Annotated in this window: 15 protein-coding genes and 3 pseudogenes; 10 read left to right on the top strand and 8 right to left on the bottom strand. The window is 44.0% G+C overall.

Annotated elements, in window-relative coordinates; genetic code table 11:
* Window positions 1-58: 58 nt before the first annotated feature.
* From OTK50_RS11935 to OTK50_RS11925, 3 genes and pseudogenes are all read right to left on the bottom strand, one after another.
* Window positions 59-214 (bottom strand): annotated as a pseudogene (locus OTK50_RS11935) (DUF6262 family protein); the annotation flags it as partial.
* Window positions 215-219: 5 nt separating this feature from the next.
* On the bottom strand, window positions 220-531 hold the full coding sequence (locus OTK50_RS11930; protein ID WP_015240649.1) for a hypothetical protein: 312 nt from the start codon (window positions 529-531) through the stop codon (window positions 220-222).
* A 16-nt stretch (window positions 532-547) separates the two neighbouring features.
* A complete protein-coding gene (locus OTK50_RS11925) occupies window positions 548-1,975 on the bottom strand; it encodes a lipase (RefSeq protein ID WP_224223841.1) in 1,428 nt (475 codons plus the stop codon).
* 51 nt (window positions 1,976-2,026) lie between these two features.
* On the opposite strand from OTK50_RS11925, the gene OTK50_RS11920 reads away from it, so the two are divergent.
* Window positions 2,027-2,341 (top strand): DUF1433 domain-containing protein, encoded by a 315-nt coding sequence (locus OTK50_RS11920; RefSeq protein WP_012118522.1) that lies wholly within the window; start codon window positions 2,027-2,029, stop codon window positions 2,339-2,341.
* 181 nt (window positions 2,342-2,522) lie between these two features.
* Here OTK50_RS11920 and OTK50_RS11915 read toward each other — a convergent pair.
* Together OTK50_RS11915 and OTK50_RS11910 are read right to left on the bottom strand one after the other, a co-directional pair.
* A pseudogene (locus tag OTK50_RS11915) lies at window positions 2,523-2,633 on the bottom strand (sporulation transcription factor Spo0A); the annotation flags it as partial.
* A 95-nt stretch (window positions 2,634-2,728) separates the two neighbouring features.
* Window positions 2,729-2,923, bottom strand: coding sequence for a hypothetical protein (locus OTK50_RS11910; protein WP_224223840.1), 195 nt, complete (start codon window positions 2,921-2,923; stop codon window positions 2,729-2,731).
* Window positions 2,924-3,192: 269 nt separating this feature from the next.
* On the opposite strand from OTK50_RS11910, the gene OTK50_RS11905 reads away from it, so the two are divergent.
* From OTK50_RS11905 to OTK50_RS11890, 4 genes and pseudogenes are all read left to right on the top strand, one after another.
* Window positions 3,193-3,507: a DUF1433 domain-containing protein gene (locus OTK50_RS11905; protein WP_105937270.1), complete on the top strand. Its 315-nt coding sequence runs from the start codon at window positions 3,193-3,195 to the stop codon at window positions 3,505-3,507.
* 135 nt (window positions 3,508-3,642) lie between these two features.
* Window positions 3,643-3,927 (top strand): DUF1433 domain-containing protein, encoded by a 285-nt coding sequence (locus OTK50_RS11900; RefSeq protein ID WP_105938223.1) that lies wholly within the window; start codon window positions 3,643-3,645, stop codon window positions 3,925-3,927.
* 240 nt (window positions 3,928-4,167) lie between these two features.
* A pseudogene (locus OTK50_RS11895) lies at window positions 4,168-4,328 on the top strand (DUF3237 family protein); the annotation flags it as partial.
* 21 nt (window positions 4,329-4,349) lie between these two features.
* Entirely contained in the window at window positions 4,350-4,838 is a 489-nt protein-coding gene (locus tag OTK50_RS11890) for a phenolic acid decarboxylase (protein WP_014305882.1), read from the top strand.
* A 41-nt stretch (window positions 4,839-4,879) separates the two neighbouring features.
* On the opposite strand, the gene OTK50_RS11885 is transcribed toward OTK50_RS11890, so the two are convergent.
* Entirely contained in the window at window positions 4,880-5,398 is a 519-nt protein-coding gene (locus tag OTK50_RS11885) for a GNAT family N-acetyltransferase (protein WP_088461711.1), read from the bottom strand.
* Window positions 5,399-5,530: 132 nt separating this feature from the next.
* Between OTK50_RS11885 and OTK50_RS11880 the strand changes: the two genes are divergently transcribed.
* The gene (locus OTK50_RS11880; RefSeq protein WP_038459958.1) at window positions 5,531-6,160 is read left to right on the top strand and encodes a YczE/YyaS/YitT family protein; all 630 of its coding nucleotides are present in this window, start codon (window positions 5,531-5,533) and stop codon (window positions 6,158-6,160) included.
* A 79-nt stretch (window positions 6,161-6,239) separates the two neighbouring features.
* Window positions 6,240-6,770 carry a dihydrofolate reductase family protein gene (locus OTK50_RS11875; RefSeq protein WP_088461710.1) on the top strand — a complete coding sequence of 177 codons (531 nt, stop codon included), beginning with the start codon at window positions 6,240-6,242 and terminating at the stop codon, window positions 6,768-6,770.
* Between the two features lie 38 nt (window positions 6,771-6,808).
* On the opposite strand, the gene OTK50_RS11870 is transcribed toward OTK50_RS11875, so the two are convergent.
* Together OTK50_RS11870 and slrR are read right to left on the bottom strand one after the other, a co-directional pair.
* A complete protein-coding gene (locus OTK50_RS11870) occupies window positions 6,809-8,257 on the bottom strand; it encodes a carboxylesterase/lipase family protein (protein ID WP_088461709.1) in 1,449 nt (482 codons plus the stop codon).
* 80 nt (window positions 8,258-8,337) lie between these two features.
* Window positions 8,338-8,793: an HTH-type transcriptional regulator SlrR gene (gene slrR / locus OTK50_RS11865; RefSeq protein ID WP_007407395.1), complete on the bottom strand. Its 456-nt coding sequence runs from the start codon at window positions 8,791-8,793 to the stop codon at window positions 8,338-8,340.
* A gap of 243 nt (window positions 8,794-9,036) precedes the next feature.
* Between slrR and OTK50_RS11860 the strand changes: the two genes are divergently transcribed.
* The 3 genes from OTK50_RS11860 (at window position 9,037) to OTK50_RS11850 (ending at window position 12,468) form a co-directional block, all read left to right on the top strand.
* Window positions 9,037-9,744 (top strand): YveK family protein, encoded by a 708-nt coding sequence (locus OTK50_RS11860; RefSeq protein ID WP_007407394.1) that lies wholly within the window; start codon window positions 9,037-9,039, stop codon window positions 9,742-9,744.
* Window positions 9,745-9,749: 5 nt separating this feature from the next.
* A complete protein-coding gene (locus OTK50_RS11855; protein ID WP_007407393.1) occupies window positions 9,750-10,430 on the top strand; it encodes a CpsD/CapB family tyrosine-protein kinase in 681 nt (226 codons plus the stop codon).
* A gap of 220 nt (window positions 10,431-10,650) precedes the next feature.
* Entirely contained in the window at window positions 10,651-12,468 is a 1,818-nt protein-coding gene (locus tag OTK50_RS11850; RefSeq protein WP_172645820.1) for a polysaccharide biosynthesis protein, read from the top strand.
* The last annotated feature ends 13 nt before the right edge of the window (window positions 12,469-12,481 follow it).

Here is a 12,481-nt window from a genome sequence, read left to right as displayed (position 1 = left end):
GTTTAATATACGAGATTCCTAAACAATCTTGATTGTTAAATAATAAATACCTTGTCAACTAGAACTTTTTGTAGACTTCTGCATACGCTACTTTTAATTGGTTTCTAAAATCTTTGTTCTCATGCTCTAGGCGCTTAACTTTCCGCTTTAATGACTCGATAATCGCATCTTTATTATTTTCGTTCATTTCATACTTAACTTGCTTTGCAGAGGGGCTTTTTATCTCGTTTTAAAGCTATTAACGAAAGTTTCTCCGTCGTTCTCCACATTAACAATAAGCTTGGCACTTTCACTGATCCGCTGTGCGAGAGCTTTTTGCGCCTTACCTTCAAAGCTGTTCAATAGTGCTGAATACACTTCATATAATTCATCTTTCAACGTATCCATTTCGAATGTCGGTTTCAGCGTTCGGCGCACTGTCTCCAGTTTTGTCCCCGCTGCCTGTGTCATGACGGTTTTCAGCATCTGCCGCTGCAGCCTTTTCTTCATCGGGTCGTCCTTGTGTTCTAAAAGTTCGTCTAATGTCGGCATTATGTATCCACCTCTATCATCTTAACCAGTTTGCGAGCATCTGGTCTTTTTCCTGAAATTCGTCCGCTATTTTATGTAAGAATCCGCCGATCTCTTCAAGGTCCGTGATCGCCGCCTGCAAAGAATCAATAAACGCCTGCTCAGCCTGAGTGTCATAAAAAATCGGGCCTTTATCGTAGGATTGCGCAATATCTTCAATTGTATTGGTCACGTCCTGTGCTTGAAGCTGATCAAACAAGCCGTGTCCGACTTGGCCGTAAAATTCTGTTTTCAGCTCGGCGATTTTTTCATCGTGCTCCTGATAGGCGTTCTGCGCTTCTTTTTTCATCGTCCGCAAATCCTCAGTCATGGCCTGCACCTTTTCAGCCAGCTTCTTTGCGTTTTTCGGCGTTACTTTTATCGCGTCTCCGCTTCCGATCGCACCGGCCGGCAGAAGAGCGCCGAGGTTTTTATCGAAGACTAACTCATCTCCGTTCGGATTTGCAATAGTGCCGTTTCTGTCGAACACGAAATTTGCTTCGTTTAAGCCGTGTGTATCCGGATTTCTCAGAATGACGGTAGTGAAGAAATAAGCGAGATTCTTGCTGATCTGCTCGTTTAAGTTCCCATCAAGCCGCTGCTTTCGGCTGAACTGTGAGAGCGAGGGGTTTTTCGTATAAATCGTTGTCCCGTTGTGGCGGTCATATTCGTTCCAATAACCTGCCCCGACCATGTCGTCCGGATTGATAATTGACCGGATGTAAGGATCGTATATGCCGCTGTTGATGTCTTTCTGTGTTTCTTCATCGTGCAGTTTCACGACGGAAGGACTGTTAAACGCGACGGCGTACACATCATTATTCACCGCGCTGTATTCGGCCTCAGCGCCGCCGAGTGAATGGCCGGTTGTTGAAATAATCGTTGACGTTCCGGCATACTTTTTCTTTACGCCGCGTACCAGCTGATCGGCTTGATCGATTTGCGATGTTTTCGTTATCAGCTTATACTTTCCGGTTGTGAGCATGGCGTCTTGAGAGGGCGTTCCATTGTATTTTCCGAGTGTTTTCGAGGTATCCTTTGCGTCTTTTTTTACAATATAATGTACTTCTTTTTTCGGATCATTTCCGAAAACAATATTGTTGCCGTCCGCTTTTACGCCGTCATTGATCGGGTCTTTTCCGATATCGGTTCCCGCAAAGGCGACGACCACGTTTTCAGGGTTTTTTGATTTTATCCATTTTCCGTTTTTGGACTTGATGCCTTTTGAGAATACAAAGGCATCAAGACCCGTATCAGAATCCTGCTTCACTTTCTCAACGTACCAATATGACGTCTTACTTATTTTATAAGGAGTTTTATATTTCATATGCAGGGCTAACATTTTATAATTGTAAGCTGCTTGACTCAAACGGTAATATTCTTTATCTGTGACATTAGAGACGGTTATTTCTTTTCCTTTTGGCATATATACATCACCTTTCTTATATTGTAAAATAGTTCCGAAAGGATGATACGCATGAGAAAATACATTATTATCCTAATTGTTATAATTATAGCAGTGGGAGGGTTTTTCGTGAAGCGTCAATATGATAAACATAAAAACGAAGAAAAACTTGTGATTGAGGCGCAAGAGCACATGAAGAATTACTTAAAAAAAGACTATAAAAATGTACAGGAAGTTCATTTTTCAAAAGACTACAATATCGATCCGACAGGCGGAGTTGAAGTTTCAGGCTACATAAATAATAATAAAGAAAAAGAATTTTCCGGTATATATGATCCAACGAACAAGGAGATAGGTATTTCAGTGGTCAATGCCGAAGAAAGGTAAAATACCCACCTCAGGGATGAGTGGGTATTTATTTTGTTTAATTATCTTACAAAATTCGTGATATGTTTCTCATACAGTTCAAACCTATTCCTGAGACCAATCGCCTCTACCGTCTCATTTGTCGAGGTATCCCCGATATTAACGATACAAATATCATGACAACTCAACGATAGGAAAAACGTCAGATCAGCATTTCACTCGCTTTAAGTTCCAATCTTAACTTGTCAGCAACAATCGCGATGAATTCTGAATTGGTTAGCTTTGCTTTTGACATGCTGAAAGTATATTCATATCAAGTTTTCAGTAGTTGTGTTTACTTAATCCATGAGGGGAAGTCAAAGAAGCACTGCAATATTAAGCTATCAAACATTTATGATGAACCAAATCCTATTGTAGGTTCCGATCGTTCGATGTATCCTCCGCATCTTCTTTTACAAAATAATACACTTCTTTTTTCGGATCATTTCCGAAAACAATATTCCCGCAGTCAAAGATCGGGCCTTTTGCGATTTCGCTTCCGGCAAAGGCGACGACCACGTTTTCGGGGTTTTTTGATTTGATCAGTTCACCATTTTTCTTCACTGCTTGTACTAATAAAACCGCATCGAGCCCTGTATCATCGGCTGATTTTATTTGATCGACGTATCAGTAAGTAGGTTTTGAAATGGAAGAATTAATGCGTATATAATCGTTCTTCTCTAATTTCCTTTTAAGATAGTCATAGTTATAAGCACGTTGACTCATCCTGTAATATGTTTCATCTGTCAGGCTTGAAGTCCAATTTTTCTTGCTCAAGATATATAGCGCCTTTCTTGTCATGTAAAATAGGGTAGGGAAAGGGATGATTTTTTTTGAAGAAATACCTTATTATTGTACTGGTGTTAATTGTAACCTTTGGAGGGTTGATTATGAAGCATCAATATGATGTGAAAAAGGAAGAAAAGGCTCTTTTTGAAAAAGCCAAAAGTAAAATGACCGAATACTTGCATCACGAGTACAAGGGAATAGAGAAAATTTCTTATGATGATTATTTTATTGATCCAACCGGCGGAATTACAGTTGAGGGGTATCTAAACGGCGATAAAACTAAGGAATTTGACGGTTTATATGATCCTGCAGGTGACAAAATAGGGAGCTCCTCTGTGAATGCGGAAGAAAAATCTTAAGATGCCTAAATGCACCGGATGTCACCACCATTTTTCTAGTCCGCGAGCTTCATCATAACTCATGGGAGGATGATTCTGGTGAAAAAATACATTATTATCTGGATAGTTATTTTTATAGCAGCCGGAGGTTTTATAATGAAGAATATTAATGATAAAAATGAACAGGCTGAAGAGATAAAGATTGCTCAAGAACGAATGGAGAAATTTATCAAAGCGAATTATGAAGGCATACATAACGTTACATTTAAAGATAAATACGAAATAGATCCAATGGGCGGGATAGAGGTATTTGGCTATTACAACGATGATACATCGAATAAATTCGATGGTATGTATGATAAGGCCAATGACAAGATCATGGGGCACTCAATAGACGCTGTAAGAAAGAAAGAATGCAGAGATAAAGATTGTGATTATTAATAAAGACGCCCGTCTGGTATGAACATATAGTAAACGAAAAAGACAAGGGTTCGGCATTTGCCGCCCTTGTCTTTTTTCATTAAACATTGGAAAACATAATCAGAAACAGCTCATTATTTGACAGTCCATTTTAACAGCGTTACAATTAAACGTGTAAATAGTTACATGTTTAAATAAACATAATGTCTCGGGAGGTGATACGTCCTTGAATGAACCTTCTTTAAAAAAGTCATTTATGAGTCAGTGAACCGCATCATTGATCCCGAGCACGTGTATTTCCGCACTGTGCCTGTTTTGAAACAAGCAGCGAGGCATATCAGCATCTGCAGGACCGGCTGTTTATCGGGGCTGCGGTCCGATTGCCGGATGACATTCGGTTAGATGTTTATGAAGTTCAATAATAATATGGAGAGTGAGTCAACATGGAAAACTTTATCGGAAGCCATATGATTTACACGTATGAAAACGGCTGGGAGTATGAAATCTATATTAAAAATGATCATACGATCGACTATCGGATTCATAGCGGAATGGTAGGCGGCCGCTGGGTGCGCGACCAGGAAGTGAATATCGTCAAGCTGACAGAAGGCGTATACAAAGTGTCATGGACTGAACCGACAGGCACAGACGTTTCCTTAAACTTTATGCCGAATGAAAAACGGATGCACGGAATTATTTTCTTCCCGAAATGGGTGCATGAGCATCCGGAAATCACGGTGTGCTACCAAAATGATTACATTGACGTGATGAAAGAGTCACGTGAGAAATATGAAACATACCCGAAATATGTCGTTCCCGAGTTTGCGGATATTACGTATCTCAACAATGCGGGAATCAATAACGAAACACTGATTTCAGAAGCGCCGTACGAAGGAATGACCGATGATATCCGTGCGGGAAAATTAAAATAAGAGAAAAAACCCGGCAGCTTGGCCGGGTTTTTTGTATTCTTTTACGACAGGGTTTTGGTCATGATAATGTCGACTTGTTTATCATCCCCCATATAAAAAGAGTGTTCTCCGGTTTGGACAAACCCCATTTTTTGATAAAAGGCGATTGCATTTTCGTTTTTTTCCCATACGCCCAGCCAGATGTTCTTTTTATTGTGTGCTGTTGCGATTTTCACAGCTTCATTCAGCAGATATTTGCCAAGTCCGTGTTTCTGATGGTTTTTTCTTATATAAATTCTCTCAATCTCAAGAGAATCATCCCCCATTTTTTCTGACTGTGCTTCGTTCATGTTGACTTTTACATACCCCGCAAGGTCATCATGATAATAAACAAAATAGAATTGAGAAGACAGATTGGATAATTCCTTTTTCAGCTGTTCAGAGCGGAATGCATTTTCCAAATAAGCTTTCATATTTTCTGGTGAATTTTGATCCTTAAATGTATCATTGAATGTTTCAATGCTTATCTCCCGGAGCTCTGTTATATCGTTAAGGCTGCACTTTTTTAATTGAATACTCATGGTCATACAGCTCCTTTCTTCATTTATCATATCAGCTGTTTTTTGTTGTATTTGCAATGAAAATACCGTATAGTAAACATATCGTATTTTTGTTGTATTTGCAACATAAAATAAGAAAATGAGGACGATAAAGTGAAATATGTTTTTTATGTTTTAGGAATCATGATCTTGACCTTTGGTGTTTCTGTCACGATTCAATCAGGGCTTGGAACGTCGCCTTTTGATGCGCTTATTGTAGGATTGTCCGTCCATGCAGGGCTTACCGTGGGAAGCTGGGAAATCATCATCGCTTTCCTGTTAATTTGCTGTAATTCAATGTTAAAAAGGCAAAGGCCGGAATTTTCAGGGATGATTACGGCGTTTATAACGGGAATCGGGATTGATATGTGGCTTTTTTTTCTGCATCGAGTCATAACGCCTGAACTGTGGTACGGAAAAGCGGGCTGTTTTGCAATCGGTTTAGTTGTGATAGGGATAGGAACCGCAACCTATCTGCACACAAATTTCGCCCCGATCCCGGTTGATCGGTTAACGCTAATTGTCCGCGAATTAACCGGGAGAAGCATCTTTTTTTCAAGAACGGTCATTTACTTCATATTTTTCATACTGGCCGTGATGCTAAAAGGTCCGGTAGGCATCGGAACGTTATTAACCGTTTGTTTAGGAGGGATCATCCTTCATTTCTTTATGCCGATTACCGGAAGATGGATAGACGGCATATTAACAGCATCTCCAAAGCAGGAAGAAACGAAAACCCGGTAACGGGGGTTTTTACCCGATTCTATCATTTTTTCATTTCATCCGTATGTTCAAGGTATAATAAAAAAGGGGAGGGATTTTTATGAGCGGTCAAAGAAAACTCGTTTTTTACGGAGCTGTCAGCGCAGATGGCTATCTTGCGCGGGAAAATCATTCTTTAGATTGGTTAATCGGAACTGAAGGTGAAGACGGCACCGATTATGAAGCTTTCTATGAATCTGTCGATACGATCATCATGGGCAGAAAAACATACGAAGAAATATTGGTTTTATTGCCTGAGGAATTTCCGTACAAAGGTAAAGAATGCTATGTGTTTTCGCGGACATTGACCGGGTGCACTGAACATGTGCGGTTTATTCATGAAGAGCCTGCCGATTTTATAAAAGCATTGAAACGCCGAGACGGCAAGCGGATTTGGATTGTCGGCGGGAGTGATCTGCTGCACCCGGTTTTGGAGGAAAAACTTGTCGATGAGTTTATCATTCAGATCGCCCCCGTTCTGCTCGGCCGCGGAATTTCTTTGTTCAAACCCGGAGACCGGGAGACAGGGCTGAAGCTGACTGATGTCAGGCGCTATAAGCAATTTGCGGAGTTGCATTATGAAGTGAGATGAAAACGAAACGCCAAGGGAGCCGGCTCCCTTGGCGTTTTTTATGCTTGAAACAGGATGCGGCGTTTTGCTGAATCGGGATCACTTTCGACAGCGGTATCCGTGTTGAAAAGCAAAGTTTCGCGTGAATCGGTTTCATATTCAGGCCAATTGAAGTGAGAGGTGTTCGGGTTTCCGGTTTTTGCAAAAGCGAGCCATGCGGATTGGATTTGTTTGGAAAGCTGTTCTGCGTCATCACCGAGCGGTTCTTGCAGCGTCTTTCTCAAAGAATCAAAGTTTCCGAACACAAACGGCAATTCCAGAGCGTGAACGGCTTTATGAAACGGCGGTGTTTCGCCATGCCAATCAAAGCGGTACATCCAGACCGGTGCGTGCTGCGACTGTCCTTGTGCGAAAGCGACAGCCGGCCGCCAGAAAATCAGATCCGTCATCATATCGATTTGTCCCTTTAATGAATGCGGATATAAATCTGCCGCTTGCTCGGTGCAGTTCTCTCCGAGGTGATAATGCAAATAATCTTGCTGTTTTTTCTCGGAATGAATGTCTGTATCAGGGGTGAAAAACAAATATGCTTCATCACGATTGGTTCCGATGATCATAGGTATGCCTTCTGCGGCCCCGTCTGCTATGGCTTTCACCGGTTCCGCAGGCAATGTGGCCGGATCGATGGCGGGCTGAAACAAAAGCTGAAAAATGTTTTGATCTAGTGAGCGCCGCACTTTATCCGCAGTCTTAAGCAGGTCATTAACGGAAAGCTCCTGCAATTGATCAGTGCCGGCTTCATGAATAAATGCCGCCGCGATGTCTTTTGCCATGTCCGCCGGGATCGTATGAGAGGCGCCGCTTTCTAAAATGGCTTTATGAAACAGGCCTTTTGCGTCAGGCATTGCCATAAGGGAGGCGATGCTCATGCCGCCTGCCGATTCACCAAATATCGTGACGTTATCCGGGTCTCCTCCAAATTCGGAGATATTGTCCCTCACCCAGCGCAGCGCGGCGATCTGATCGAGCAGCCCGATATTGGCGGAATACGCGTCATGAATAGAAGATAAATGTAAAAAGCCTAACGGTCCGAGCCTGTAATTGAGTGTCACTACAATGACATCTCCGTCAGCGGCAAGGGCAGATCCGTCGTAAAGCGGTTCGCTTCCGGCACCTAAATAAAATGCCCCGCCGTGTATCCATACCATGACAGGCTTTTTTTCGCCCTCTGAATCGGGGGCGAAAACATTGAGGTAAAGGCAATCTTCAGATTGAGCCGGTATATCTCCGGAAAACGATATAGACAGCATATCATCCGGCTGCGGACAAATCGGCCCGAACGAATCGGCATGTTTTACGCCATCCCAAGGTGCGGGCGGCTCCGGCGCTTTAAATCTGAGCTCTCCGACGGGCGGCTTCGCGTACGGTATGCCCTTCCATGTGCGGACGCCGCGGCCGGCAGTTCCTTTCAGTGCGCCGGAGCGGGTTTGAACGGTAAGTTTTGTCATCATTTCATCCCCTTTTTTCTTTTCATTATAAACGGAGATGAAGACATGAAGCGAATAAAAGCCTTTTCATCAGCATATCATTAGTAACGCTTCCGTTCTAAAAATGATCTGACTTCCTGAACGGACAAGCCGAGTTCTTTGGCTTCCTGCATCAGCGCTTTCCATTCCTCAATGTTGGATTCAGTCAGTTTTCTGTTGCGGTAGGGTGCGGGCTCCGGGCGTTTTTCAGTCAGTTTGTTCGTAAAGGTGAACAGTTCTTCTTTCGGCATGCCCGACTGCACGGCCTGCACAAGGTGGATGCGCCACTCATCTTCCGTGTCTCCCATGTGATGCAGCATCGTTTCGGCATCAAAAAGCTCCGTCAGATCGACCTGCAGGGTGGCGGATACTTTTTTCAGAAATTGGATGGACGGATTTGAGTGAACCCCCCGTTCTATCTTGCTTAAATAAGATTTAGAGACACCTGCTTCAACTGCTAGCTGATTAATAGAGTAGCCTTTTCTTCTGCGGTATAAACGAATTATTCTTCCAATCATTGTGCTGAATTCTCCCCTGTATACTGGCTTTTTTTGTTCATTATAAGAAATCTTTCGTTCTTTATAAAATTTAAAATTATAAGGTAAGTGCAGTAAATAAGAGGAAAATCATGATAATGTTCTCTAAAAAGAACCAAATGGCTTAATTTGAAATTTTCAAATTTCGACCTTTTCTTTTATAATCCAATCATTAACAGAAGGGGGCGTTTAAGCCTGATGCAATAAGGATGAGGCTGTAATTACATGAATGAGAATATGAGTTTCAAAGAATTATTTGACATTATTAAACACAGACTTTTACTGATTTTTATCATGACAGCAGTTGTAACGCTGGTGACGGGATACATCCAATTCCGGGTGATTTCGCCCGTTTATCAAGCATCGACCCAAGTGCTCATTCATGAAACAAGCGGTGAAAAAAATTCGAATCTCAGCGACGTTCAGCTGAATCTTCATTACAACAATACGTTTCAAACGATAATGAAAAGCCCGGTTGTGCTTGAGAAAGTGAAGCAGACGCTGCATCTTTCTGAGACGGCATCCGCTTTAAAAGCAAAGATCACGACAAGCAGCGAAACCGATTCAGAGATCATTACCGTAGCGGTGCAGGACGAGAATCCGAAACAGGCCGCCGCTATAGCGAACACGCTGATGAAGACATTTAAAAAAGAAGTCCGTGACAGGATGAATATAAAAGGCGTCATTGTTTTGTCTGAGGCAAAAGCATCGGAAAGCCCGATGGTCAAGCCTTCGCGCATCCGAAATATCATGATGGCGTTCGGTGCGGCTCTCATGGCGGGTGTGACGCTTGCGTTTTTTCTCCACTTTCTTGATGAAACCGTTAAAAGCGAGCGGCAGCTCAGCGAAAAAACAGACTTGCCTGTTTTAGGGGTTGTGTATGACATCAAAAATCAGCAGACACGGTCTGATGAAAAACATTTCGGGGAGTGAGGCGTTTGGGATTCAGAAAAAAGAAATCAAGAAGGGGACTGGCTCAAATATCCGTTTTACATCACAAATCATTGGTGGCTGAACAATACCGCACCATTCGGACAAATATTGAGTTCTCCTCTGTTCAGACCCATTTGCGCTCTATTCTCGTCACTTCTTCCGTTCCGGGAGAAGGAAAATCATTCAGCGCCGCCAACCTTGCCGCGGTATTTGCGCAGCAGGAAAAAAAGGTGCTGCTCGTCGATGCGGATTTACGAAAACCGACGATACACGAGACCTATCAGCTTGAAAATGTACAAGGCCTGACAAATGTGTTAGTCGGAAACGCTTCCCTCGGCGAAACGGTGCAAAAAACGCTGATTGACAACCTCTATGTCTTAACGAGCGGGCCGACGCCGCCGAATCCGGCTGAGCTTTTATCTTCAAAGGCGATGGGAGAGCTGATTCAGGAGATGTACAGCCGGTACAGTCTGGTTATTTTCGATTCACCTCCGCTTTTGGCTGTGGCGGACGGACAGATTTTAGCGAACCAGACAGATGGAAGCGTTCTCGTCGTCTTGAGCGGAAAAACGAAAATGGATACCGTCCAAAAGGCGAGAGACGCGCTCCAGCAGTCAAAGGCAAAGCTTTTGGGGGCGCTGCTGAATAAAAAGAAAATCAAAAAAACGGAGCACTACTCGTATTGAGCGGTGCAGGTGATGTCTCCTTACCTTTATCAACGGAGGCACTCGGCTCTGCTGTGGGCGGCGTTTTTCGCTGCCTTAGATGCTGGTCGTCGGTGGCGGGGTGTGAGGACGGGTTAAATGCCCAATTTATCTTAAGATGATGCATTGTTATCGGCTTAGCTGTTATGTCTGTTTTTACGAAAACCGTATCAGCTAAACCGATAAATGAGGAGGGGAAAGATTGACTTACCGGAGAAGACTTTCAATGATTTTTGCATTGGATACGTATCTCGTTTTACTTTCCGTTGTTATAGGATATCAATTTTTTGAGGATTCTTATCACTTTTATGACTCCGGAGCGTTGCTGCTGACTGCCGTGAGCATGCTGATCAGCCATCATGTATGCGCTTTTATGTTTCACCAGTATAAGCAGGTATGGACGTACACGGGAATAGGCGAGCTGCTTGCCTTGATGAAGGGGATCACGCTGTCAGCAGCCGTAACGGCGGCCGTCCAATACGGGGTGTTCCACACGATTTTGTTCCGGCTGTTGGCCGTCAGCTGGATGGTTCAGCTATTGTTCATCGGAGGAAGCCGGATGATTTCACGGGTGCTGAAAGAAACGATTGGCAGGAAGCAAAATGACTCTTCCCGGGCGCTGATCATCGGCGCAGGTTCGGGGGGGACGCTGCTCGTCCGTCAGCTTACCCAGAAAAACGATCTCGGAATCATGCCTGTGGCTTTTATTGATGATGATCAGACGAAGCATAAGCTCGAAATCATGGGCCTGCCCGTCATCGGCGGAAAAGAAAGCATTATGCCGGCGGTGCAGAGGCTGAGAATTCATCATATCATCATTGCCATTCCGTCTCTTTGCACCCATGAGCTTCAAACGTTATACAAAGAATGTGTGCAGACGGGCGCCCATATTAAAATCATGCCGCAATTTGACGAGATCCTGCTCGGAACGCAGGCTGCCGGACACATCAGAGATGTAAAAGCCGAAGATCTGCTCGGCAGAAAGCCGGTCACCCTTGATACGAGCAAAATTTCTGACAGCATCAAGGGAAAAACGATTCTGGTCACGGGCGCCGGCGGCTCAATCGGTTCTGAAATCTGCCGCCAGATCAGCGCGTTTCTTCCGCGGGAAATCGTCCTTCTCGGCCACGGAGAAAACAGCATTCATTCTGTACATACCGAGCTGTCCGCACGCTTCGGCAAAGAGGTGCTCTTTCACGCGGAGATCGCCGATATTCAGGACAGAGATAAAATCTTTACCTTGATGAAAAAATACGAGCCGCACGTCGTCTATCATGCGGCTGCCCACAAACATGTGCCGTTAATGGAACATAATCCGGAAGAAGCCGTTAAAAACAACATTATCGGCACGAAAAATGTCGCCGAAGCCGCCGACATGTGCGGAACGGAAACATTCGTGCTGATTTCTTCTGACAAAGCGGTCAATCCGGCCAATGTCATGGGGGCGACGAAACGGTTTGCGGAAATGGTCATCATGAACCTCGGAAAGGTCAGCCGCACCAAATTCGCCGCCGTCCGTTTCGGAAATGTGCTCGGAAGCCGCGGCAGCGTCATTCCAATTTTCAAAAAGCAGATTGAAAAAGGCGGACCCGTCACCGTCACGCATCCGGCGATGACAAGATATTTTATGACGATTCCCGAAGCGTCAAGACTCGTCATTCAGGCGGGGGCGCTTGCAAAAGGGCGGCAGATTTTCGTTCTGGATATGGGAGAACCCGTCAAAATCGTCGATCTGGCCAAAAACCTGATTCATTTATCAGGCTATACGACAGAACAGATTCCCATCGAATTCTCCGGCATCCGCCCTGGAGAAAAGATGTATGAAGAATTGCTGAATCATAATGAAGTACATACGGAGCAGATTTTTCCGAAAATCCATATCGGGAAAGCGGTGGACGGGAATTGGGCCGTGCTCATCCGTTTTATGGAGGAATTCAGCCGTCTGCCTGAAGAAGAGCTGAGAAAAAGGCTGTTTGAGGCGATCGAATCAGTACATGAAGAAGCGGCTGCAGGCGTGTGATGGGAGGACAGAA

Origin of the sequence: Bacillus sp. NEAU-CP5 (assembly GCF_026420705.1) — a bacterium.
In the GTDB taxonomy this organism is placed as follows: domain Bacteria; phylum Bacillota; class Bacilli; order Bacillales; family Bacillaceae; genus Bacillus; species Bacillus velezensis.
The sequence above is the reverse complement of the archived record's forward strand: the minus strand, read 5'-3'. Positions and strand labels throughout refer to the sequence as shown.